Origin of the sequence: uncultured Clostridium sp. (genome assembly GCF_963515715.1) — a bacterium.
Taxonomy (GTDB): domain Bacteria; phylum Bacillota; class Clostridia; order Clostridiales; family Clostridiaceae; genus Clostridium_AW.
In genome coordinates this window covers 262,257-285,805 of the sequence record NZ_CAUPZS010000002.1, presented here as the reverse complement: position 1 = coordinate 285,805, position 23,549 = coordinate 262,257, and the positions used below count along the sequence as shown (strand labels likewise).

General features: G+C 34.1%; 37 protein-coding genes. All 37 read right to left on the bottom strand.

Translation table 11 applies throughout. The features are described from left to right. Positions 1-577: 577 nt before the first annotated feature. The gene (locus tag RYO54_RS03580; RefSeq protein ID WP_315115795.1) at positions 578-1,273 is read right to left on the bottom strand and encodes a flavodoxin family protein; all 696 of its coding nucleotides are present in this window, start codon (positions 1,271-1,273) and stop codon (positions 578-580) included. 479 nt (positions 1,274-1,752) lie between these two features. After that, the gene (locus tag RYO54_RS03575) at positions 1,753-2,316 is read right to left on the bottom strand and encodes a hypothetical protein (RefSeq protein WP_315115793.1); all 564 of its coding nucleotides are present in this window, start codon (positions 2,314-2,316) and stop codon (positions 1,753-1,755) included. Between the two features lie 118 nt (positions 2,317-2,434). Next, entirely contained in the window at positions 2,435-2,995 is a 561-nt protein-coding gene (locus RYO54_RS03570) for a DUF3795 domain-containing protein (protein ID WP_315115790.1), read from the bottom strand. Between the two features lie 41 nt (positions 2,996-3,036). Then, positions 3,037-3,984, bottom strand: coding sequence for an aminoglycoside phosphotransferase family protein (locus RYO54_RS03565; protein ID WP_315115787.1), 948 nt, complete (start codon positions 3,982-3,984; stop codon positions 3,037-3,039). A 204-nt stretch (positions 3,985-4,188) separates the two neighbouring features. Beyond that, positions 4,189-4,932 carry a YwqG family protein gene (locus RYO54_RS03560; protein ID WP_315115784.1) on the bottom strand — a complete coding sequence of 248 codons (744 nt, stop codon included), beginning with the start codon at positions 4,930-4,932 and terminating at the stop codon, positions 4,189-4,191. 39 nt (positions 4,933-4,971) lie between these two features. Then, a complete protein-coding gene (locus RYO54_RS03555) occupies positions 4,972-5,445 on the bottom strand; it encodes an SMI1/KNR4 family protein (protein ID WP_315115781.1) in 474 nt (157 codons plus the stop codon). A gap of 147 nt (positions 5,446-5,592) precedes the next feature. Next, positions 5,593-6,336, bottom strand: coding sequence for an SMI1/KNR4 family protein (locus RYO54_RS03550; protein ID WP_315115778.1), 744 nt, complete (start codon positions 6,334-6,336; stop codon positions 5,593-5,595). Between the two features lie 90 nt (positions 6,337-6,426). After that, on the bottom strand, positions 6,427-6,789 hold the full coding sequence (locus RYO54_RS03545; protein WP_315115776.1) for a hypothetical protein: 363 nt from the start codon (positions 6,787-6,789) through the stop codon (positions 6,427-6,429). Positions 6,790-6,878: 89 nt separating this feature from the next. Then, positions 6,879-7,370, bottom strand: coding sequence for a hypothetical protein (locus tag RYO54_RS03540; protein WP_315115774.1), 492 nt, complete (start codon positions 7,368-7,370; stop codon positions 6,879-6,881). 109 nt (positions 7,371-7,479) lie between these two features. Continuing rightward, positions 7,480-8,124, bottom strand: coding sequence for a hypothetical protein (locus RYO54_RS03535; RefSeq protein WP_315115771.1), 645 nt, complete (start codon positions 8,122-8,124; stop codon positions 7,480-7,482). 220 nt (positions 8,125-8,344) lie between these two features. Further along, positions 8,345-8,575: a hypothetical protein gene (locus tag RYO54_RS03530; protein ID WP_315115769.1), complete on the bottom strand. Its 231-nt coding sequence runs from the start codon at positions 8,573-8,575 to the stop codon at positions 8,345-8,347. 95 nt (positions 8,576-8,670) lie between these two features. After that, positions 8,671-9,141 (bottom strand): hypothetical protein, encoded by a 471-nt coding sequence (locus tag RYO54_RS03525; protein ID WP_315115766.1) that lies wholly within the window; start codon positions 9,139-9,141, stop codon positions 8,671-8,673. Positions 9,142-9,185: 44 nt separating this feature from the next. After that, positions 9,186-10,049: a leucine-rich repeat domain-containing protein gene (locus RYO54_RS03520; RefSeq protein ID WP_315115764.1), complete on the bottom strand. Its 864-nt coding sequence runs from the start codon at positions 10,047-10,049 to the stop codon at positions 9,186-9,188. Positions 10,050-10,099: 50 nt separating this feature from the next. Further along, positions 10,100-10,543 (bottom strand): DUF4240 domain-containing protein, encoded by a 444-nt coding sequence (locus tag RYO54_RS03515; protein ID WP_315115762.1) that lies wholly within the window; start codon positions 10,541-10,543, stop codon positions 10,100-10,102. A gap of 132 nt (positions 10,544-10,675) precedes the next feature. Then, on the bottom strand, positions 10,676-11,050 hold the full coding sequence (locus RYO54_RS03510; RefSeq protein ID WP_315115760.1) for a hypothetical protein: 375 nt from the start codon (positions 11,048-11,050) through the stop codon (positions 10,676-10,678). A gap of 65 nt (positions 11,051-11,115) precedes the next feature. Beyond that, the gene (locus RYO54_RS03505; RefSeq protein ID WP_216438716.1) at positions 11,116-11,505 is read right to left on the bottom strand and encodes a hypothetical protein; all 390 of its coding nucleotides are present in this window, start codon (positions 11,503-11,505) and stop codon (positions 11,116-11,118) included. A 65-nt stretch (positions 11,506-11,570) separates the two neighbouring features. Beyond that, entirely contained in the window at positions 11,571-12,047 is a 477-nt protein-coding gene (locus tag RYO54_RS03500) for a hypothetical protein (RefSeq protein WP_315115755.1), read from the bottom strand. Between the two features lie 87 nt (positions 12,048-12,134). Beyond that, positions 12,135-12,683 carry a hypothetical protein gene (locus tag RYO54_RS03495; protein ID WP_315115752.1) on the bottom strand — a complete coding sequence of 183 codons (549 nt, stop codon included), beginning with the start codon at positions 12,681-12,683 and terminating at the stop codon, positions 12,135-12,137. 62 nt (positions 12,684-12,745) lie between these two features. Then, a complete protein-coding gene (locus tag RYO54_RS03490) occupies positions 12,746-13,099 on the bottom strand; it encodes a DUF6547 family protein (protein ID WP_315115750.1) in 354 nt (117 codons plus the stop codon). A gap of 49 nt (positions 13,100-13,148) precedes the next feature. Next, entirely contained in the window at positions 13,149-13,421 is a 273-nt protein-coding gene (locus tag RYO54_RS03485) for a hypothetical protein (RefSeq protein ID WP_315115747.1), read from the bottom strand. Positions 13,422-13,503: 82 nt separating this feature from the next. Continuing rightward, on the bottom strand, positions 13,504-13,917 hold the full coding sequence (locus RYO54_RS03480; RefSeq protein WP_315115744.1) for a hypothetical protein: 414 nt from the start codon (positions 13,915-13,917) through the stop codon (positions 13,504-13,506). Positions 13,918-13,930: 13 nt separating this feature from the next. Then, a complete protein-coding gene (locus tag RYO54_RS03475) occupies positions 13,931-14,185 on the bottom strand; it encodes a hypothetical protein (RefSeq protein ID WP_315115741.1) in 255 nt (84 codons plus the stop codon). A gap of 108 nt (positions 14,186-14,293) precedes the next feature. Continuing rightward, positions 14,294-14,767: a hypothetical protein gene (locus RYO54_RS03470; protein WP_315115740.1), complete on the bottom strand. Its 474-nt coding sequence runs from the start codon at positions 14,765-14,767 to the stop codon at positions 14,294-14,296. Between the two features lie 106 nt (positions 14,768-14,873). Next, the gene (locus RYO54_RS03465) at positions 14,874-15,230 is read right to left on the bottom strand and encodes a hypothetical protein (RefSeq protein ID WP_315115739.1); all 357 of its coding nucleotides are present in this window, start codon (positions 15,228-15,230) and stop codon (positions 14,874-14,876) included. Between the two features lie 26 nt (positions 15,231-15,256). Further along, positions 15,257-15,457 (bottom strand): hypothetical protein, encoded by a 201-nt coding sequence (locus RYO54_RS03460; RefSeq protein ID WP_315115738.1) that lies wholly within the window; start codon positions 15,455-15,457, stop codon positions 15,257-15,259. A gap of 11 nt (positions 15,458-15,468) precedes the next feature. Further along, positions 15,469-15,774 (bottom strand): hypothetical protein, encoded by a 306-nt coding sequence (locus tag RYO54_RS03455; RefSeq protein WP_315115735.1) that lies wholly within the window; start codon positions 15,772-15,774, stop codon positions 15,469-15,471. 106 nt (positions 15,775-15,880) lie between these two features. Continuing rightward, positions 15,881-16,432, bottom strand: coding sequence for a hypothetical protein (locus RYO54_RS03450; protein ID WP_315115733.1), 552 nt, complete (start codon positions 16,430-16,432; stop codon positions 15,881-15,883). Positions 16,433-16,520: 88 nt separating this feature from the next. After that, positions 16,521-16,967, bottom strand: coding sequence for a hypothetical protein (locus tag RYO54_RS03445; protein ID WP_315115730.1), 447 nt, complete (start codon positions 16,965-16,967; stop codon positions 16,521-16,523). Positions 16,968-17,075: 108 nt separating this feature from the next. Next, positions 17,076-17,585 carry a hypothetical protein gene (locus tag RYO54_RS03440; RefSeq protein WP_315115728.1) on the bottom strand — a complete coding sequence of 170 codons (510 nt, stop codon included), beginning with the start codon at positions 17,583-17,585 and terminating at the stop codon, positions 17,076-17,078. Positions 17,586-17,660: 75 nt separating this feature from the next. Then, positions 17,661-18,185 (bottom strand): hypothetical protein, encoded by a 525-nt coding sequence (locus tag RYO54_RS03435; RefSeq protein WP_315115727.1) that lies wholly within the window; start codon positions 18,183-18,185, stop codon positions 17,661-17,663. Between the two features lie 119 nt (positions 18,186-18,304). Further along, the gene (locus RYO54_RS03430) at positions 18,305-18,790 is read right to left on the bottom strand and encodes a hypothetical protein (protein WP_315115724.1); all 486 of its coding nucleotides are present in this window, start codon (positions 18,788-18,790) and stop codon (positions 18,305-18,307) included. A gap of 36 nt (positions 18,791-18,826) precedes the next feature. Further along, positions 18,827-19,345, bottom strand: a complete 519-nt coding sequence (locus tag RYO54_RS03425) for a hypothetical protein (RefSeq protein ID WP_315115722.1) — start codon at positions 19,343-19,345, stop codon at positions 18,827-18,829. A 260-nt stretch (positions 19,346-19,605) separates the two neighbouring features. Next, positions 19,606-20,142: an SMI1/KNR4 family protein gene (locus tag RYO54_RS03420; protein WP_315115719.1), complete on the bottom strand. Its 537-nt coding sequence runs from the start codon at positions 20,140-20,142 to the stop codon at positions 19,606-19,608. Between the two features lie 66 nt (positions 20,143-20,208). Then, the gene (locus tag RYO54_RS03415) at positions 20,209-20,604 is read right to left on the bottom strand and encodes a hypothetical protein (protein ID WP_315115717.1); all 396 of its coding nucleotides are present in this window, start codon (positions 20,602-20,604) and stop codon (positions 20,209-20,211) included. Positions 20,605-20,688: 84 nt separating this feature from the next. Further along, positions 20,689-21,948 carry a hypothetical protein gene (locus RYO54_RS03410; protein WP_315115715.1) on the bottom strand — a complete coding sequence of 420 codons (1,260 nt, stop codon included), beginning with the start codon at positions 21,946-21,948 and terminating at the stop codon, positions 20,689-20,691. Between the two features lie 202 nt (positions 21,949-22,150). Further along, complete coding sequence (locus RYO54_RS03405; protein ID WP_315115713.1) at positions 22,151-22,822, bottom strand: hypothetical protein; 672 nt, start codon at positions 22,820-22,822, stop codon at positions 22,151-22,153. A 72-nt stretch (positions 22,823-22,894) separates the two neighbouring features. After that, positions 22,895-23,521 carry a T6SS immunity protein Tdi1 domain-containing protein gene (locus RYO54_RS03400; RefSeq protein ID WP_315115710.1) on the bottom strand — a complete coding sequence of 209 codons (627 nt, stop codon included), beginning with the start codon at positions 23,519-23,521 and terminating at the stop codon, positions 22,895-22,897. Positions 23,522-23,549 lie beyond the last annotated feature (28 nt).

The following is a 23,549-nucleotide window of genomic DNA, read 5'->3' as shown; positions in this document are numbered from 1 at the left end:
CGATTATTTGAATTTGCTTCTGCCACTCGTACATTCGTCTGTTCACCTCGTTTCAGCCGTTCTACATTTATTATAAAGAAATAGAGGGATTACTGCTTGATTTTACTTGCTGTTATTTCATTTTTCTCTTTTAAGTTCTGCATCTTTGCGTCTGGCCTACAATATGAGGTTTTTAATACCTCTATCAAAGAAATTTTTGTCTGCACCGTTGCCATTCTCCATGCTATGATATGTAAGAGCTATTTTCCCATTCACAGTCAAAACAGCAATAATATTGTGAGCATAAGAAACCGCAGGGGGAACAAAAATCATCTTTTCAATTTTGCAGCAGCCATAAGTTGTTGGTAAGTCAAGTACAGTTAAGTTTACTGTCTGCCTGTAAAACGCCGCTATTATATAGCTGTTGACGGAAACACCAATCTGTTTTGCCTGAACCTTTTGGGCCGATCAGCCCCATGATAAACCCCTCCGGCAAACGGATGGTGATATTTTCAAGCGTAAAATTCCGATTTATATGCCAGTTAAACTAGAATTTGACGAGCACAGATTTGCTCATAATCGATTTAAAAATAATCGTTTATACATTTATCCACCCTTTATCTACCCAATGCTGATTATCAAGCGATAATGTTATTTCTTTTTTGGCAACAGCCTGATGCATCATTTTAGTTATGGCGAATTTAATGCTTACTTTTATTCCCTTATGTGCTACACGCGTTTTTTTATATTTTTCAGCAATCTTTTTCGTTTTTCTGATAATAATATTTTTTCGCTTATTGGATAGTTCATTCCAAATAACACCCTCAAGCAATCCTATGCCTAACTTTTTAATATCAGAGACGCCAAGCCAAGATAGACTTGTTGCAATGTCTTTTTGTGCCCCACCGTTAAATATACCTATAGCATTCGTCAAAATCACAGCTCTTTTGTTAAACATTCTTTCATCGGGTCTATGTACCATCCAATACACACACAGATGATCAAGCAAAGCTTTCATCTGCGAAGTAGTTCTTAATGCATAAACAGGGGAAGCAAATATAAGCAAATCAGCATTCAAAATAGCGTTCCAGATAGGCATAACACGCTCTGCGTGAGGGCAAAACTGCTCACCTTTAAAAAAACAGTTTTTACATCCACAGCAAAAATGTGGCAAATCCTTTGGCAAATAAAATTCCGTTATTTCATTTCCATCCCGCAAAATCTCTAGAAAACTTTCTTTTATATTATAGGTACAACCTTTTATTTCGGTTCCATTTATCACAATAATCTTCATATTATTCAACTTCCTTAAAATATAATTTATTTTCCTGTTATAAAAATAATCTCACTTACAAATTACTACTTTTCTATATGCCCCATACCAATATTTACCAATTAATTATAACATAAGCCAATGATACTTTAATACCATTGGCTTACCTTTAATCTCTTAAAACTCTCTATTTATTTTGATTCTCCACAGATATGCTTCACTCACTGTAAGGCAAAAACTTCCTCTCTTACAATATAATCATTTTAATTTTCATTTCAAATTTTAATTATATTTTTGTCAAATAAGATAGGCTTTATATTGAACCTATCCTTTTATTTGAATTTCTTAAATTTCTATAGTATCATTATTTCTATCTCATCGCTTTCAACACATTCATCTGCATAAATTGGAATTTGATGGCTAAATAGTAATTTTAATTATACATCTATTACTATCAACCTTTATACTTTCAACCAATTCAACATAAACTTTTGTTCTTCTTAGTAACTGTAATTTTCTATAAGCACTTTTTCAAGATATGATTTCAGATTTTCTTCGATTTTAACCATATTTTTGTCTATATCCTCTTTAGTTATAGTTTCCTCATCATACTCAAACAGTACTTCATGATCAATCTGATATATTGGACAACTATCTTCATCAGGCATATTGCTTAAATCTATGCAACGGATAAAATATCCTTCCGAATCCCAGGTAAAAGCCAAATATCCATACCTTAGTAATTCTGGGTTATATGCATTATCAAGACTATAGAATGGTTCGTCCGGCGGAACCCTGCCAACATTTTCTTCAAAGTAATGGAAGTATACTTTAAAATATGCTTTAAGCATTAATGGGAATTTAACACCCCATTCATTTTCTATTATTTCAAAATCACTTTCGGTTACAGTTGAAGGTATCATTTTCCACTTAACCCATCCCTCTTCATCAAGTTCACCAGCTCTCATTTCTTCCGGTACATCTGGCATCATCAATAACATATCATCTATATCCTTATAACGTTTCTCAAGACAGCTCTTAATAAACTCTTTGCATTCATTCATATTCATAAACATCAATTTTCCTTTCTTCGTATTAACTTGATTGAGAAATTCAAATATATAAATATAATCTTCTTATCAAATTACTATTTATATTACTCAACCTTAAATTGAAATTTAACTACTTCTTCTTGCTGATTTTCTTATTAAGTTTTAACACAATATTTCGCTTCTCTGCCATAGTTTGAAACAGGTTTACTGCAAGTGTAGCTTTTTCTTTTAGCATCAGATTGTCCGATTCTGTTTCAGTTGCAATTTGTTCCATTACGGATTTTATATCTTGCAGTTCCAAAAGATTAACAGCTATACAGAAAAAACTCTTTCGCCGTCCATCATTGTAGTTTGCCAATAAATATTTTAAAATTTCTATTTTTTCAGCAAGTTCAGATTGATAGGAGTCTATTCCTATTTTCTTGACTTTCTCAAAATCCTTTAACTGATTGCGATGAGTAATAAAGGAATCAAACGAATTTATACCATCATATTTTTCACAAGGATACTCATCACACAAATAGCAGTATTCAATTCCGCCACGCTGTTGGCTGCACCTTGCAATTGCACATGGTTGATTACCAGCTCCACCACCACAACCAGGACAATAATTATCCAAGTGCATTGAACACAGCCCACAGTTTAAGCCACATAGAGAAAATAAAGGATAGTTTCTTATGAAATTTTTCATTTCCGTACCTCCTCTGTTAAATTGAAATTTGGAGCTTTCAATTATAATTCCATATCATCTAACAAAGCCTTAAGGTATTTAAGTGTTTGAGAACGACTTTCTTTGTTCTGAGAATCAAACAATAATTGCTCAGCAAGCTCCCAAATATCCTCTAGTATACGTCGAGCCAAGTAAAACTCCATTGCATCCGAATTCACTTGAAAGTCTGGATGTTTTTCCTGATATACATCTAAAAAATACTTATAGTAAGGCTTTTCTTTCAAAAACATAAGATCAGCTTCGGGCGGAGCAACCTTCAGCCCCTCCCAGTCGATTAAAATCAATAAATTTTTACTTTGCATCAAATTCCAATTATGAAGGTCAGTATGACAAAAAACCATTTTGGGCTTGTTATTGATAAGGAACAATGAAAGCGTCTCTGCACGTTGCATCAGTTTTTCAATAGACCCAATTCGTCCTTTCAGCAATTCTTTTAGATCATTAGCAAGATGCTCAAAATTTTGAATAATATGTTCCTTTAATGGCTGTAAAAAAGGTAGAGAAAAATCCTCTCTTATCTTCAAACTATCACAAGGTATTTGTGTACTGCTGAAAGAATGGAGTTCTGCAATCATCTCACTAAGTTGCGCTACTTGGTCATCTGACAATTCATCATCACCAATAGTTTCGCCGTCAATATATTCATACAAAAGATAAATTGCATGGTTATCTTGACATCTATAATTCCCATCCTTTGTTACTACAGGAACAGGAATTTTGCCGGACAACTTTGTGTTTTGATCCAACCAAATGGTAATTGGAATATATATATCAATCATGGATGTTAACTTAGGAGTAGAAGCCCTATTTATTTCATAAGCCTTCAAAAAATAATTTTTCACACCATCAGACACTTTATATGCCGAAGCTGACCATCCACCTTTTTGAGAGGTAACAGACAGGCAGTTTATCCCGTATTCTGTTTTTAGTATATTTATTATATTTTCCATATATCTTCTCCCACCATAAGTAATCTGCACTTCAAATTCCTTTTTACCAGCATGTCTGCTGAATTTAATAATGGTAAATAATTTCTTGGTAATTAAATTCACTTTTCTTAGGGTAATTTGATTTATCAATGTCTACAAGTAACTTATTATTGTAATAGTTATTATCTATTCAACAAATAAGCATCTATATATAATTTTTATAATCTAGCAACATTGCCAATCATATATTACTTTTGAAAAATCCTTATTCTTCAGAGCATCCTTAGGAATAGAAAAAACACAGTTTCCAGAATCTCCAAACATAATACCACATTCATCATCTATATCCAGCTGCAATAAAAGAAAATCTTCATCATCAAAACCTAAACAATCATGTTGCACAAAATAGGGATAACCTCCAACTCTGCTGTTACAGCTATAACAATCCTCACTCAGTTTCTCATATTCTTCTTCTGAAAGCTCATTTTTAAAAAGCGTTTCAAATAACTCTAATGAAGAAGATATAGGCATTTCCCTTGTTTCAAAGTACATTTTTCCGTTATTTGAAAAAGGTAGACCTTGCTTATATCCTTCATTATTTTCATAAGGATTTTCCTTTATTAATTGTGCTTCATTCTCTTCATAACTTTCTATATATTTTACAAAAATAGGACTTTCCAATCCAAACATATCATCATTTACAACAAAAAACTGTAATAACCCTTTTTGGGGTAAATCATCCAGTTTTTCAAGGTCTGATAGATTTATCTGTGCTAAAAATAACATGGGTTCTCCCTCTTCATCTACTGGATACTCTTCAATATTTTTTAAATATGGACATCCACCTAATTTACTCTCCCACGGTTTTGTTTCTTCACATTTAAAAATTATCTCATTACTATACCTAAAAGTTCTTTTTATTATATTTTCATGCTCTTTTAAAGTCTCAGGAATTTCATACTTAATCATTTTATTTCCTCCAATATGTTTCAATTTCATCCCTATTTACTATTTATCTTCTCCACGGACCTTTTTGTTCTTGCGTTCTTCCAATTCCTCAATTTGCTTCATCAAACAATCCGAAAAACTCCCCTCTATTGAAGTTGTTTCACCTGTCTGATAGTAATCTAATATGACAATATTACCCTTCTTATCAAAACAGAATATTTCGTCACCATTTCCAATAATGGATAGGAAAGGAACGTAGTCTATAAATCCTGCTTCATGTAGTTCTTTTGTCTTGACACGGATATCTAAAAAATCTGGTATTTCTTTTGCTATTCCATAAACAATGATGCCACGGCAAAAAGACCAAAACGGACCAATATCAAACTGCTTTGCTTGCGGCCAAACTTCTTCTCTCACATTCATATAAAGTCCGCCTAGCGGTGACATAGTAAACTCTCTAAACTCCTGCGGTAGCATACTTCCAATACTTTTTTCGAATGCAGATATGTCCGATTCAGACGGTTCATTTCCCATACAGGCAACCACCTGATATGTATTTTTGTCATAGTTACGGAAATAATCATAAATTTTCTGTAATGCCATTTTAATTCTCCTCCTTCACCAAATATAAATTTCCTATAGCCTTTTTTAATTCTCCTACAAATTCTTACTTCTGAACTATCAATCCAAATATGTATCTAAACGCTGAATAAACTGAAAAAATGTATTCCCTAAAACAATCTTATCTTTATCAGACATCGAAACCGTCGGAACAGCAAAATAATTTCCATCTATATCCACTCCAAATAATTCACCACCGCCGGAAGAACCTATAATGCAATGATTGGGAAGAAATTCATTTATACAATAGTCCTCGTTTATTTCTTCTAATTCTTCTAATGGAAATAATATTAACCATGTTCCTTTGCCGATACTACCTTCCCCACCATTATATTTTTTCATAAACTCAATGTAATCTTGAGGCAAGCTGATTCCATTTATAGATAGGATTTCAACTTCACCAGCGTCACCATTAAAATTAAAATCTACAAAGAAATCATAGTTTTCTTTGTAGTTATCAAATGCTTCAAATGGATATTCAGCATTTTCCAAAAGATAAACCAAAGTTTCAGATAAAATTTCTGCAAAAATCTCAACTACACAATAAGCCGATTTTTTGTTGCTAATATACAAAATGCTTTCATATAGTATTTCGTTTAAGTCTGCAAGAAGTTCTCGTTCAATTTCTGGTGAGTAAAAGGTTTCTTTCAATTCTTTCAAACATACAAAAATTTCATCAAATTTTTGTTGCAACTCAGGTAAATTTTTAAATCCATATCTTAAAGCATATACATATCCCTCTGAGAAATTATCGTTTCTCCCTGCATGAACGGCTATTTTCAGCCTTGCTTCCGCTTTTGTCATTTATATTCACCCACTTTCCTGCTTGTCAATTACGAAGACTGAATAAATTGGAATTTATCAACTCCCGATTATGCTCATAATCTGTGAGAATTACAAATCGCCACACGGAATTTTAGATGACCGATATGACTGTATCAATTTGTCTAACCAGGATGTTGTGACACCAAGCTGCATACTATCAAAAATCAGTCCAAAATCATCCGATATGCAGGCAGCTAAATCACTGTTTTGAGATAAATTATACACTTCCAAAAAAGCTTTTTTTCTATATTCATCATAAAAGCGTTTTGATTCTTCTGAATACTCTTTTGTCAGTTTTAATTGCTCTATTTGATTATAAAGATTCATCCAGTTAGAATCAAACACTTCGCAATCACGCAGGCCTAATATAGAATCACAATCTATTTCGTCAAACATTTCTTGGTTTATTTTCTCTAATAACTCATTAAGCATCATCTTTACCTCCACACATCTATGAAAAATTATATAAATTTCCTGTAGCTTTTTAATTCGTCTACAGGAGCAAATAATCATTAGCTGTATTAAAACATCATAATCATTCCGTAAGGATATTTTCCATGCCAGCCACAGGGCAAGTGTCCTGATAAATATATCTCCAATAGTTGCTTTGAAAATTCACTTACATAATACGTTGAATAGAACTCCGCCATAAAGATATTTAGCACATTAAACCGAATATCCTGCATCACTTCCTCCGGTAAATTATTGTCACCTATTGCAACTTGGATTTTATCTAAAATCTTCGGTAAATAATTCGCTTTAATCGTCCTTACAGTAGTATTCCAATATCTATCGTATTCACCTTGTACGTTTAAACACAAATACTCTGTTAAGTATCCTCGTTTATCAAGGCATGCATTTTCCCATTTTATAGATTGTATATTTTTTAACATTTTATGAGTATCCATCACTTGATACGTCTCAAAACTATACTGACATTTTCGTTTTGTTCCGCAGTTTTCTAACCAATTACATTCTATGAGCTTGTTATAAAGAGTTTCACTAATTTCCATACACTTACCCTCCTTACAAAGAGTTATATAAATTTCCTGTAGCCTTGCTATAATTCGCCTACAGGAGTTAATGCTCATAATCTTACCAATAGACTGGGGCTTTGCATTTTTAGATCATATTCAAAATCAGTTCTAACTTTTCCTGAAGCCTTTGAGGCAAGATACTCTTATCCGCTCCCATCTCCATTAACCGCTTAACCAAGGATCTCTCTTCAATCTTAGAATTTGTCCTAACACAAGGAAGCAAAAGCCAGAGGATAGAGCGCCCCCTTTTGTTCAGAATGTTTACGTTGAGACTTTGCTCTAAAATAAGCTGAAACACTTGACATGCCCCTGGCTGGTTTATATCTCCTGCAAGATAATGAAGTGCTGTATTACCGTTGTAGTCTTGAATATCCACATCTATACCACGCCGGATGAGGTCAATAGCAATATCAAATTTGTTGTTTGTTGAAATGCTTTCATGGAGCATACTTTTGTGAAACTGCTGCCTTGTATAGTTAATATCTGTAACATAGTCAATCTTCTCAGCATATTCTTGAAAACCATAGACATAAACAGCTATGGCATTATAGCACGCTTCATTCGGATTTACAGTTGGCGGTTCTTCTTTTTTTACGAAAAGACCGGGGGTTACTTCATCGAAAAGCTCCGTTCTGATTTCATCAAACAGAACCTTTTCTTCTGGACTTATATAACTTTCCGTTTTGGTAGGCTTTATATTGTCTCCCATTTTATCCTCCTCACTTTCCATTTATCTTCTCCACGAACCTTTTTGTTCTTGCATAGAAAGAAAAAACTTCCTATTTGTACTTCTCAAAGTGTTCATTATATCCCGTAAACGCTTCATCGATTACTCCATCTAATAGCCAAAACAGGGCATCAGAAATGATGTCAACCCATTCACGCAACATAGTCTCTTGTTCCGAAGTAAGCAAATGATTGCTCGTTAACATCCCACCCGGGCTTATCCACTATTCTGTACAACGAATTATAGCCACAATATTTTTATCAATTTGAGGATTATTGAACTCATTAGCTAATACCTTTAAGCATTCCATTATTTCTTTGAAATTTTCTTCAGATAATTGACCTTGAAACGGTCGCAAACATCCTAAAAATCCACTTTTCCATTTTGGATTATCAATATCACTATTCCGACAAGAATGAAATGATAGCAATTCTTTTGCTTCAGAAATATTCACTGAACTTCACCCCCGTTTCATCAAATATAAAATTCCTCTAGTTTTGTTCTAATTCGACTACAGGAGAAAATGCTCATTTTCCGCAAAAATTTAATCTACTCTAAACATTCAATAATACTTTCAGCAAAAGCTAAAATTTCTTCATTTGTATTCAATGCCAATTCTTGAAAATATCCCATATCCTCTTTTAACTTACTTCTTAATTTTCCTTGCCATGAATCAGATAGACTCGATCCGGCTGTACAAATAGAAAAGCCTAGTAGTATGTCTAATATTTCAATCTTCAAATTGTCATCCAAATTCTTTAGACCGTAAATAAGAAAATCATAGGCTGGAAGCGTAGCAGAAGATACAAACGCATGCTGGTGGCATAAGCCACACCATAAGTAATGCGTTGCTCTCATGGCACATTCTTTATCTTCTGAAAATAAATCTAACAACAAGCTCGAAACTTTGGCAATATATTTTGATTGGTCCAAATATTCCGGAATGTCCTGATTAGCATTTCCGTAAGCAGTTTCATATTGACTCCAGTCGATATTCTTTATTTCATTTCTAATATCCATAATGGTTTCTCCTTGCCACCACCCACCCCTGTCTTTCGCTTAACCTATAACTGTAGTAATGATACAAACTCAATCCCATTTTCCTTGGCATACTTTTCAGCAACTGAACCTGGAGTACCTTTTATTTTAAAACCTGGAACAACCTGTTGACCTTTTATCTTGTAAGCGGTTTTTTCGGGGCTAGTGTACTCTCTTATTTCCATAAACCCAACAGAATTTTTGCCGAATTCCGTAACACTTGCTGGAATTGTAAGTTCAAGGAGCGAGGGACAATGAAAAAACGCCCATTCGTCAATGTTTGTAACACCATCCTCAATAACAACTTCGGTAAGCACATCACAGTCGGAAAAAGCCTCGTATGAATTTGTCACGCTATTTGGAATAAAAGCATATTTAATGTATTCAGAACCGCAAAAAACATGCGAAATATCTTCGGTGCCTTGTGGGAAAATTAAACTTTCAAACTTGGTGCCTTCAAATGCCCATGAAAAATTCCTCACTCTGGATGGTATATCAATATTTTTCAGAGAATAACAGCAGTTAAATGTATAAGTCATATCAACAAGGCTTTTCGGTAGAGTAACACCTTCAAGACCCTCACAGCCATAGAAAGCGCCAACTACCGACATTACACCTTCTGGAATAACCGCTCTTTTTAGCTCATAAAACCCATCAAACGTACTGTTAAGTGAAACGACGTTTTTCCCATCGATGACAGCCGGAACAACGATATTAATATTATTACCGTTATAACGCAAAATCTCTATCCCGCCGTCAATCGGAGTATATGTCCATAAGCTATCCGAACTCGTAAAGATTTCAACATCTTCATTCTCGTATTTATAGAACCAGTCGTAGCTTTCTCCAGTGCCGTATCGTCCTCTCCCATCACTATAATAAGCTTTCATTGTAAAAACCTCCCATCTTATATTTAAAGAGCGAAAAATCCATTACAAATTTAATTTTTCCAAAGCTCTTCATTACTACATGATTCATAACTTGGCTCTGCAATATGTGGGTAGTTGGATGTATCCTGTTGATGCTTTTTAGCCCATGCTTTGATTGGTACATATAATATTGATTCAAACTCTAAATCTGGGTCTAATATTTCTCCTCCATACAAAATAGAACTATAATAACCTTGTCCATTTACGATTGCAACACACCGCTGATAAAGGAATAAATCATTGGAAAAAAGCTCTAATGTTCCATATAATTGCATGGCTATTTTCTTACTATCAATATCATATAATAGCTTGGACATAATATTTTCAAACTCAAATATTTCTTCATCAGATTGCTCTGATAAATACTGAATAACAGGCGCTAAAACCTTATCATCATTTCCCTCGCTGCTCCAATCCAACATTTTAATTATTTTCCAAAATTGATTTTTTTTCATACATATCATCTCCAAATTTCGATTTTCACTGTTTGTCTTATTACCATATTACATACCACGCCAAATATAAATTTCCTGTAGCGTTGTTTCAACTCACCTACAGGAGCGAATACCCATAATCTTAAGAACAATCTATAAAGTATGTAAATCTTCAAGGGAAACAGAATATCCCTCTGCTTCTACCAAAAACTCAAATTGAATAGTCAAATCATTTATCTCTCCATTTGTTGTTAAGTCATAGTCCATAGCATATCCCCGTCCACTTTTATAGGGTATTATATCGATTCGTCGATTCTCACATTTACATTTTATTGGGCTATCAATTTTAAGTATTGGCCGAGAATCATCTAAATATTTGAGGGCTAAAATCAAATCTGTTTCAGATAAACGACTACTATCAAATAATGCTAAAAACGAAGAGTAGTCACTCTCAGCTAATTTTGCAACCGCCATATTGGCAAAAGCAATAAATGCTTCTTTTTCTTTTCCTCTTTCAATATGTATCATGCTACCTCCTATTATATAAATTTCCTGTAGCTTTGTATTGCATACAGGAGCGAATGCTCATTTTCTCACTCAAAATTCAACCAATGAGGAAGGTCTTCTTTGGCAAATGGTCTTAAACTATATATATCATAATTTTGCACATAAATTAATTTGTCCTTATATTTTTTTAGTATCCTCTCATCGAATTTTGAAATAAAAAATGCGGCACCATATCTGGCATCATTGGAATAATTTTCACTCTCATCAAGCAATATTTGAAAAAGAGTGACCAAAAGTTTTTCATCGAACAATCGCTCTAAAAAGAATTTTTCAAATGTTGCTCCTATTGTATTTGAACAACTATAAATCAAATATTCACGAATAATTTTCTCAATATAATTACCACTTATGTCAATAGGATTTATGCTTGTCAATTCGCGCTCTTTATCCATTAAAAAATCATTATAATTACCCATAAACTAACACCTAAAAATATAAATTTCCTATAGCTTTGTTTTAATTCGCCTACAGAAGCGAATGCTCATTTTTCGATGCTCTTTGATTTGATGATATTCCCATTGTCATCAACAAAAATAAAGTCACTCAAGTTATCAAACAAGAGTACCAGATAAGCGCTGATGTAACACCAATTTTCAAAATCATTTATGAAACTTCTCACACTGCCATAAGAATACAAATCGATAAGCTCGCTTGAACCGCAAAGACAATATATCCAAATGTCCTTATTTTCATATAGCAATAATTCTTCTATATTTTGAAACCGTTGTTCAATCGCCATTTTAGAAAAGTCCGGTCTTGTAGGTGTAATGGCTGGGAGTCCGTCAAGAAATGCGTTGATTTTCTCTGCTTCCATATTGCTGGCAAACCTATAGTGTTGTATAAAGTTAATGTTCTCAGAGAACAAGCGCTCTTTCTCAAAGGCGATACGTTTCTCACGTTCTTTCTGCTTTTGTTGTTCTTTCAAAAACTCCAAATGTTTTTTCATATTCTCATCCATAATAAACACCCTTACAAATATAAATTTTTCTGTAGCTTTATTCTAATTCGCCTACAGGGGCAAATGCTCATAATGTACGCTTCAAAATTATTTCTTTTTCAGCTTTTCAAGTTGATGCTGAGCATAACCTTCGGCAATTTTATCTCCGCTGTTTGATAAAGATTTTATGCTGTCGATATCCCCTAAACGCCAAAGAGCCCAGACACATTTTCTTGTGACACTTCCGTTTTCATCGTCGCTATAATAATGATTTGGATATCGTGACAGAGCCATATCGTATAAGATTTTATTCGTGAAATCTGTGGGGTGCTCTTCAAAAACCGCTACCAGATTTTCAGCATCATGATGCCAATCATCGCAAGCAATCATTTGCAAAACTTTCAAACTTTCCCTATCAAATAAATCAAATGTTGTACCGAGAGTAAGCATATAGTCAAGTCCGTCGGCATTTCTGTTAAGACACTCACGTTTCAACCAAGCATTAAATATTTCAATCTGAGTAATATCTTCTGACAAAGAAGATAGGAGGTCTTTCCTTGCCTGCGCTGTTTTGGGATTGTTTTCATCAATATATAATTTTTTGTCAAAGGCCGCGTCCCAATAGTGTTTGATTGCCTCTATATCTTTTTCTTTCATAATAGGCTCTCCTTCCTCACATTATATAAATAATCTACATTCCAAATTCTGTAGATAAGAATTTATTTAGGCCATTCCCAATCATTTGAACGCCCTATAAAATCATCTGAAAATCCTTCGAATGTACTTGACGATAAAATTTCTCCATCTATTGATATTTGCATATTACGACAGCAGCTTAGCCATTCTAAATAACTCAAAACATCAAAAACAGCACTGCTATAACACGACTGTATACTATCAGAAAGCACTTGGCGTTCTTCTTGTGATAGTTTTTCTAAAATTGCATTCATGTTTTGGTACACTGCTACTTTTGGATAACTGCCATTTTTTATATTATTAGCATCAGTACAGGATTTTGACATATCAACTAATTTGTCTATGAATTCTTTGTAATATAAAAGCCCCTTTTCCACAATAAGGTCCTCCTTTCCAAAATGAAATTTGTCAACCTTCGGATTATGCTCATAACCTATTGCTTAAGATATGATTCAAAGACACACCATCACCAGAGTCGTTGTGCCATACAACAAACTTAGGTGGCTTATGGTATTTTTTGAAGTATTCAATTGTAGCATCTTCCGTACCTTTATAATCGGGATTTCGGGAACTGAACCCTGCGTCACCTTCCTCACGTAGATACATTAACCAGCCATACTCTCCATTGATTAGTGCACATAAGGCTTGTTCATCTGTCTCGTTGTATATCCATATTTCTTTATACTTTTTTATCACCATCAAAATCATCCCTTAATTTGAATAAATATAAATTTCCTATTCTTTGATTTAGCTCGACCACATAAACGAATGCTTATAATCTTCATGATTGCCCTTGGTTCAAAGAGTCGACCCATCTTCGAAAAAACGCCGTTTGCTCTTGTGTATCTGGGAAAGCACTTATCTCAGCATAATCATAAAGACTTACAATATCTTTTGTAAATGCCTGTCTACCTAACTCGACAACATAGATATTTCCGCTTGTACCCATCATAGCGGATTGCACCGCATTGAGTCGTGAGCCATTACACTTTATACCATAGCCCAGCCTCAAAATTTTGTCTCTTAACTTTTGGTATGCTGGAAAATAGCTATAATCAAATACCGATATTAGACTATCCTTCACTTGTGTTCTTAAAATGATATTTTCAGTAGTTTCTGCTTCATCAGCCTCAATGACTAATTTTATTTCATGCTGCGTTTTTAGTTCAATCACAGTTACCATGTATTTTTCCATCTAACTCTGCCTCCTAAGAGAGATTATTTTTCTTTTCCCAGTTTTCCAATCTAATACGCAATATTTCCCGAAACTCACTCTGTCTACACTGGTCAATCAATTTTCTATATTCTTTTATATTACCTTTTGTAATAAGTGGTGCACTTTCAATCAAATGCAGCAATCCCCAATTCAAATCGTCACAATCCTCTGAGAAAAAATTAATAATTTGCCCTGCTTCTTCTAGTGTAATAGGTTCTTCCATCTGCAATAAATCATCATAGGTCATAAAGAGTTCATAACTAATTTCTTTATTTCATGGGATCGGTCCTAATTGTATTAGCTTTTGAATCCTGTTTTTCACTATAAAATTCCCCTTCCTATGCCTCATATTTGTCTACATAACAACGAATTTTCCGTGTGGATAAACTCCATCGTATGAGCACGGCCATCGACCTTGTTCGTAAATGTTTAAAAGATCGTTGAAAAAGTCTTTTTGTCCAAGCTGTATTTCGATTGCTGCCCATGACATATCCCTTTTCACACAATCCATAATTTCGTTCTCTAATCCGCTTTCATTTTCAAGTTTACATCTCTTTATGAAATTGCAGTAGCCATTCCATAAAGAGTTTTGTATATCACTGGAAACGGTCTCAAAAATACAGTCTATTTTCTCATCCGTAATAATCTCTATGGCTTGAGTTTCCAAAGCACAAATTTTAGGTCCCCATACAGCTAACATTTTGGAGTTGTAACTGTCGTATGCTTCAAAAATGGAAGTAACAACAATGTACCGTTTTTCAGCCGTTCCACATCTTGAAAACCATTTTATTTCATTGATACGGGAAATAAATCCATATATATTCTTCACCAAGTACTCTCCTTGCATATTATATAAAATCCCTGTAGTTTTATTTTAATTCGTCCACAGAAACGAATGCTAATAACCTCACAGAAAAACTTTAACTTAGAGATCATTATTTATCCACGTCAAATCGTTCTGATATTTGAGGATCATATAGTGGACAACCAAAATCTAACATTATATCTATGATCAAATTCATATCATCTCCACTGATACCATAACAATCAAAGCGTACTATTTGTGATGTTGTAAAAATACTAAATGCACCATGTCCTTCTTTCTCATAATTGTTTTTATCAAGAGCAGTCCAATCTTTAAAAACTACAGCTACTTTATTCAAAATTTCCTCAACAGGCAGTTGCTCCAAAGCGTCTATTTCTTCTCCATCACAACACGCTTTTATATATACTTCTTTGTTATCAAGGCATGTCCCTTTTTTATATTTCCAAAAATCTAAATCCATGCTCATTTCTAATACTCCTTTCCAAATTCTGATTAATCTGCACTATTCTCTAATATTGCAATTAATTTTTCATCTACCCCGTCAGTCGCTATCTGTGATGGTAACTTTCCATACTTGTCTTCGCTTAATGGGTTAGCTCCGAATTTAATTAGTTTTTTTGAAAGGTCATATAACATCGTTCTATCCTGTAAAACACGAGTGACCATTATAACTGTATTGTTCACTCTCGACAATAGATTGGATATTACCCTTTTCTATAGGATTGGTTCATGGAGATACTTAGAAGTTGTTCTACAATTTCTGAATATTCATTTTTTGTTATTTTAAATGGATCCCATTCAACCAATCTTCCAAACACTCCACTAAGTAAGATAGTATTTAATCGTTCAAAATCAGGAATAACCTTATTAAAATCGTATCCCCATAGCATGGCACTATCGTGTATCATATCTGCAACCGAACCTTTTTTCACTAAATAATGAGCTTCTTTTCTATCATATTCGCCATGATAATTAGCCTCGGGCATTAAATAATATTCTATAATCCTCATCTTTCACTCCAAATTTCTATTTTACTGTTCAGTAAAATTATATAAATTTCTGTAGCTTTATTTTAATTTGCCTACAGAAACGAATGCTCATTTTCTTCACATTAGCCTAGAATCGAACTATACCTTTACTTTCAAACAGAGAACCTGTATTGCTATGTGTACTTCCGTCATTTTCCGTATATGTGGTTATCAAACGTGGCTCTCTGGTAGCACTATGGTAAAACTTCATCAGCACATTAGAAATATCGCTATCAAGTGGAATGCTCAAACCCTTTGCCAATTCTTTTTGGGTTTCATCCAAGTCCATATCCATATCTTCTTCAACCATTTGTCTATGTTCTTCCATGAGTTCTTTTGCGAAGCTTTGGAGACACTCCATATTTTGATATGATGCAGCATTCACATAATCACGCCAAAATGGGCAGTTTACCATAAACACAAAAAAATCATAAAGGCTATCGGCAATTCTTCCACTTTCGCCCTCACTTCCCCAAAATCCAACTGAACCATCCTCCAATAAGATGTATTCACTTCCTGTGCCTTCTTTTGCGAATGTTTTTCCAGTTATACTATAGGCTAAATGACCAAATTCATCTTGTGGAGATTTGAATTCCGAAAGAATTTCAACATCACAAATATAACATAGAAGGTCAGACAAATTTTCATCCTGTTGCAACAGTTTAATAATATCCATAACGAAACTCCTTTTAAACATATTTTAATTTGACATTGTTCGTTTAGACAATTTAAATCGAAGAACTGTCAAGTCCTCCATCAAAAATAAATTTTTTATGCTCTGGATCATATTCTATCCATACTTCTAATCCGAGATAATCATCTATTGGCATACGAACAGAGGGATCGGGATAATATCCCAAGAAGCGCGTAAAAACGCTCCCCCAAATTCTTCCGTTTTCTTCACGTAACGCAATACCACCAACATACCATTCGCCTGTCATTTCACATCTGCGAGGAAACATATGCAAATCATCATTGCAAGCACTTTCATCTTCTAAATACTCTGTGATTTCTTTGACCACGATCTTCATGATCTCATCTTCATGATTTTCAAAAAGATCTTTCAGTTTTGGATCGGCAAACCGCATTTGAGGTTGTAACTTCTTTTCATAGTTTGTATAGTCATTGTTCGGATTTGGATTTGGCATAAAGATTTGTTTTAGTTCCCAACTCATAATTGTTCCTCCCATACAATGTTATGTAAATTTCCTATAGCCTTGCTTTATTTTGAGCTACCCTAGCAAGTTCTTGTTTTGTCATTCATATTATGTTGGCAATCTTGTTTATTCAACAAACAATGGTGGTGCCCCATTCCATGTTAATTCTGGCATTTCAGGGAGTTCATTGAGATAAATATAGATTGTTTGATCATCTCCCCATTTTCCAGAATTCGGCTTTCTGGTGAGTGCTGTGATATGATAGAAACCATCTTGGACTTCTACTACTTGTTCCTGCGGACATTCAGCGTCAAATTCCATAAGCCAATACAAATCTATGACATGGATTTTGCCGCCTTTTACTTGAAGTCCAAGCCGTATAGCCACAGGATATTCCTTGCTTATGGTTTCGTCGGGATACCCACTTCTAAAGCGCAGGTCAAATTGTCCGGGTGTTCCAGTGCAGAAAGTAGTTATATCACCTTTTCGGATGTGTTCCCCAATATCAGCAGGGCGATTAAACTCCTGCATCAAAAAATTGCTTCCGATAGCAATATCTGTTACCATACCCGGAGAATAAAATGCAATTCCCAAACCAGCTATGTAAATGTTTATATCTCTGTTTATGTTATTCATTATTTTTCTCCTTAATTATCGAGATTATATAAATTTCCTGTAGATGGGTATTAAATCACCTACAGGAGCGAATGCTCATTTTGTTTTTGAAACATATTGTCTAAAGTATTTTAGAAAATACTCATATAATCTATCACTTTCTTTAATATGGTTCGAAAATTTCTTGCCCACTTCTTCTGACTGTTCATATTCCATCTTTTTGGAATATTCACTTTCTTCAAATTGGCTGAGCAAGTAATAAAAATACTCACACTCCACACAGCAACTATTACCATCAGAATAGCTTCCAGCAGATGATAAAAAGGTGGCCCAGGAAATGTGCTTTTTTATATATTTTACATATTTACAGGCAATATAAAAATCCCTTAGTTCTAAATAGTAAAAATCTATGAAGGACTCTGAAAATGCATAGCTGTATACAACATTTCTTGCGTCAGGCAAATATTTGGTGCTTGTTAAATCAATAATCCAGTATGGGGGATTATCCATACTTTCAATTATTTCATCACACCACAATTCGTAATATTTATAATGAATCAATGATGATTCGAGCAAAACACTTAGTTTTGCTGCAAATTCTCTTGATAAGTCATACTGCATTCCTATCACCTTCTTACTGATTGAATCATTTGACACTCAGAAGATATTTGACTATCCCCTAAAGCAAGATTATATAAATTTCCTATAGCTTTGTTTTATTCCCCTACAGGAGCGAAAGCTCATTTAGCACAAGCCCAAATATCAATTAGATAGTTGTACTCATCCCTGGAATCGCAACCTGCTTCCATAATATAATTCAAGTTCACTTCCATAAGCAAAAAACCGAAAGACCCTATTTTGTGCTTACCTTGTTTGTACCTATTATGTTCCCATAAACTTTTGATTGCCCACTGTAGATCAATGATTCTGATTCTTGTCCATATACCATCACACAAAAAGAAATATTCTTGTCCATTTTCTAATCGCATTTTAGATGAAATCCAAGAAAATACTTCCAAATCGGAAGATTCAAAAGATAATTTACTATGTGGCAGTGTATTGTTTGAATACATTACTGCATAATAATCTGAAAACATTTCGTTGAGTATTCTATTTTCATCATTTTCAAATGTCTCTAAGATTTCTATCCCATTAAGTAATTTTAGTTTGTTTTTTACCTGTTGTATCTTTATCTTTTTCTTTAACAACTGATTTTTTTCAATCAATAATACTCACCTCCACAACAGCCAGGTATTACGATACTATTCCTTATAACAAATATGATGTTTATCTAAGTAGTCCACAAAATTATTGTAACTGCTTTTATTATCAAGATATTCATCCCAAGCCACATAGAGCCTACGACATAAGTCGATAAATGCTTTCTGATTTTCTCCCACCACACTACATAGCTGCTCAAACTCGTTTAAGTCTTCTAACATTTTTGGTATTGCGGATTTTTCAGCACCATTCATACCATTCAAAATACCACAAGGAACCTCATGTATAGTAAAATCAATGATTCTGCTCATCAATACATACTTGTAATATAGTACGGTTTTATTATCCGGCTCTTTCTTCAATATAAACCCGGCCACATCAAAGGGAGTATATGTACAATTCGATGCTTCACAAAATATTTCCACGAAATCTCTGGTTGTACCAATGTAATGATTGCTATTATTTTCAAACATAAAACGGATAGCATCAATACTGTTATTTTCAATGTCCGCATAAATGCAAGGTACTAATACTTTTAGGAAAAAAGGCCGTTCATACACTAAATTAGGATTATATTTGATAAAAGAACGGATTTCTTCCACATCAGGCATTTGTGAATAATGGCAATTTTGCCATTATGTCAACATGCGATGCCTTTCTTTTCGATCACTTTTCTTCCATGTGCCATGTGCAGGAAAGCGTTGATATATATTCAAATAGTCTTGTAAAACGTATGTCAAGGTACTACCTCCTTTAATAATAGAGAATATTCATTCCCTGCAACTTTGCTTTAATTCGCCTACAAGGGCGAATGCTCATCTTATTCATACTGATATTCTGTAAAATAATCAACATCATTACCATAATCAAGCCATTTTTCAAACCAATCCAAAAAATCTTGACGCTGCCAACAGGGTTGTATTCCTACATCACAAAAAAACCAAATTTCCCCACGACATTTCCCTGTAACAATTAAATTATAGGATTGTGCATCTCCAATATGAATAAGCTCAATGTTTCCATTCCCAACTTCCAATAACTGAGATTCGGATGGACATTCTTCATCCTCCCAAATCCAAGGATCTTCAAAGGGAAAAGTAGCTGATAATTTTTCTGATATCAATCTGTCTATCATATCAAGAGATTTCATTTTGAATCCACCAATCATATCACAGCCATCGCCTACCTCAAGCAAAAATTTTCGATAAACCTGAGGAAGTATGGTATCATGCTTCTTTTCAAATAAGCAAATTTCTTCTTCCGATAGTTGCTCCCCCAAGAAAATATCTTGGACCATGCATTTTTCTTTTATTCTCTTTATTATTAAATTATACTGCTCTGGTTGATAGATAGGCATATTTATCCTCCTTGTATAAATTTCTGCAACGTTGTTTTAATACTGAAAAATGCCACACTCTTTATATCAGATGTCAGTATCCGAAGTCCATTTAAAAGATGGATGCTTTTCTCCTGTTTTACAAAAATGCACAATGATAACTTTAATATCCTTCAATGAATAGCACATCATTCTTTCTTGAGGGCAAGCATTGATAATTAAATCTACGGAATAGATATTTTGACTTCCATTGTCAAAATAAGAAATGTCATCATTATATTCGTCAACCCATCCAATAAATGCTGCTTTTTCCTTGTTAAACTCAACTGATAAACTGATATCACCTACAGTGTATTCTAAATAAATATAGTCTTTACCTATTTTATCCAATATAGCATTATGTTGGCTTTCCGAAATACCAGATGTGCTTTCTATTGTCATAGGTTTCTTAGTGTCACTTATATATATTTTCGTACATAGCATAAAAACCTCCATAAGACTCAACAAATATAAATTTCCTATAGCTTTGTTTTAATTCGCATACAAGAGCTAATGCTCATAATGTGGCTACGGCTGATTGCGGATAGTACATCCAATATAGTTGTCATAATGGATGGAATGCGCATACCAATCTGGGGTATCCCCGAAAAGCCGTCGAATTTCCGGAACAACTTCACTCTCCCAAAGCTGTATGACTTTCTTCAAATCGGAGGTATACAGCTCCAGTTCATACATCGAATGACATGGGCGATCGCTAGCCAACACATGACTGATAAAAAAATTGTAGCCTGAGCACCGTAAGTAGATATGCAACGAATCTCCGCGACGAAGCTCTGTGCTTATATTCAGCGCATAATTACCCTCTGTAACAATTTTTCCAAAGTCACAATATCCGTTGATTTTCGGGTGATGCCAGAGAAATCCGTTTTCTTTGAGTATCTTCTTGAAATAAGAGGCTGTGTTTCGATGTTGAAAATCCTTGTCCTTGGGAGCATTTGCAACTGATTGGTAAGCCCCTCCGCCAAATGGAATTCCGCTTGGCATAGGCAACTGTGCCCATGCCTCACTTCGTTTCTGCAAAAACAACTCCATCTGTTTTGCAGCAGCATCAAAACGAGCTATTTCTTCAGGTGGAAAACAGCAGACCATCTGCTTCATTCTGCGTTTACCACCAAACAACGCGCTGATTTTTTCGATTTGCTCATCCATCTGCTCAAGCATATCAGTTTCGATAAATGGCGTTACTTCGAAGCGCAGATGCATGGGATTGTAGTTGGTTCCATAATCAAAGCATTTTGATAAAACAATACTGTCAGATTGATAGAAACTGCACTCTTCATTGTATAGATTCATACCGTCCGTTGCACAGGGAACATCCTGTATACCGCAAGATAATGCCGGCTCGGGGTTGCTGTCTCCAAACCACGGAATGGCATCCAATAGGATGGTGGTACTATAGAAGGAATACGGCTTGGGAATTTTCTCAGCCACCGCTGTCAACATCTCCGGTGTTATTGCATTGGGGATTCCCTGCTGCACATAGGTAAGCCCGCTCACAGCAGGAAAATTAGAGGCTGTAGTCTCGCACGGTCTTTGTTCACTGTGCGGCCACAGATAATCTTCAAACTGCGGGAACGCTTTCACCAGTTTGCCCATAGAAGTTTTAGAAAATAGTTGATTTTTAGTATTCGGCACATCTTGAAATGCGAATAAGTAACGTGCAGGTGTAAGACTTTGCTCTTTAAGCTTGTCCAATATATAGGGCAGCATCCTTTGGAATGGAACAGCCTTTTTTAAATCCTGTGTTATTGATATAAAAACTCGCATATGACCCTCCATCAAATATCTCATTAAGTATTATATAAATTTCCTCTCTATTCTTTTCAAACAATATTTTAAGAGATAAATCTCCAAAAACTATGCATAGTAATTACCTCCTATTGTATAAATAATATAAAACTCAAAACCTTTTTCCCATAATACTCACTATCTGAATGACAAACTAGAATTTATATTACTCAACTATTTATCATTTATCTATATTTTCAGGGAAAAATTTCCACACATAAGAAATCCCTGTTTTAATCTCATGTGTATCATTGAATATACATTTATATTCATCTAAATTAATAAAATCTGTCATGACTATTTTTAATTCATCTAAAGTTGATATATCATCACAATAAGCACTAACTCCACTAAATTCCACTTCTCCTTCAAAAGAAAATGGAACATCTTCCCCATATTCATCATCCCAATACACATTTGCAGTTCCTGTCCATCGAACCAGAAACTTGTTTCCATTTCTTTCCAAGAATTCAATTATTCCATTAGTTACATCTTCATGTTCAAAAACATACAATGTTCCCGCTTCTTCACCGTTTGCATTATATTGAGAATCCCATTTTAAAGAAAGTCCTTCTATATCTTTCCATGATTTTATATCAAGCCTAAAACCGTTGTTATGATACAAACGAGGTGAAACCGATTCATAATAAATTTCTTCATCATCTTCTAAATCTTCCAATTCTTCATCATCTAATTCTGTTACAAAATCCCCTGCATTCATATCTATTTCTATAAACCAGTGAAATTCTGGCAGTCCAGTACTCTGCATTCTTTTACTCATAGAAGAATCCATAAAACTCCCACTAAATGTCGCACTCTCCACATCAAACTTTAATTTCCCTAACTTAAACATACTTTACCTCCACAAATTTACTATTTATATTATTCAACCTCAAATTGTAATTTTAAAATATATACTAAAAAATCATTTGCCCAATTGAAACAATAAACTTTGATGTACATTTGCATTCCCTTTATCAATTAATTCTACTGGTTCTTTACCTCCTAAGATAAGCGATGGTACAAAGAAATATATATCATTTGCTTTTAAATTCCCTTTAACAGCATATACTTGGTCAAATAATTCTTTTCTCAATATTTTACTGTAGTTAACTTCATCTACAATATATGATTTTAAAAAATCATCTAAACTGTATGAACATACTATAATATTTCTATAATGAATATTAAGAAGACAGATATCCTCATCCACTTCTGATAATTTTCGATAATAGAAAATATCTCCAAAGCCAGTTACCAAAATAGGCAATTTTGAGAAGTCTTCTTTTCCAAGCCATTCATATAAACTTTCCATATAGTCAAGTGGATTAATAACCTTTATTATTCCATTACCATAATTGCCAAATCCATATTCTTTCCAAAAGTGCAATAATTCAGATGGTAATATATCCTCAAATTGCTTCAGTTCCTCTTCTGTAGGTTTTACCAAATCATCAGATGGCTCAAATACACTTGTAAATTGTGAAAAAGTGTTATTTGTCACACTTTTTTTATCCATATTTTTTTTCTTAAATTTATCAAACAATCCCATTTTCATTTCTCCTTTAAGCAACAACTTA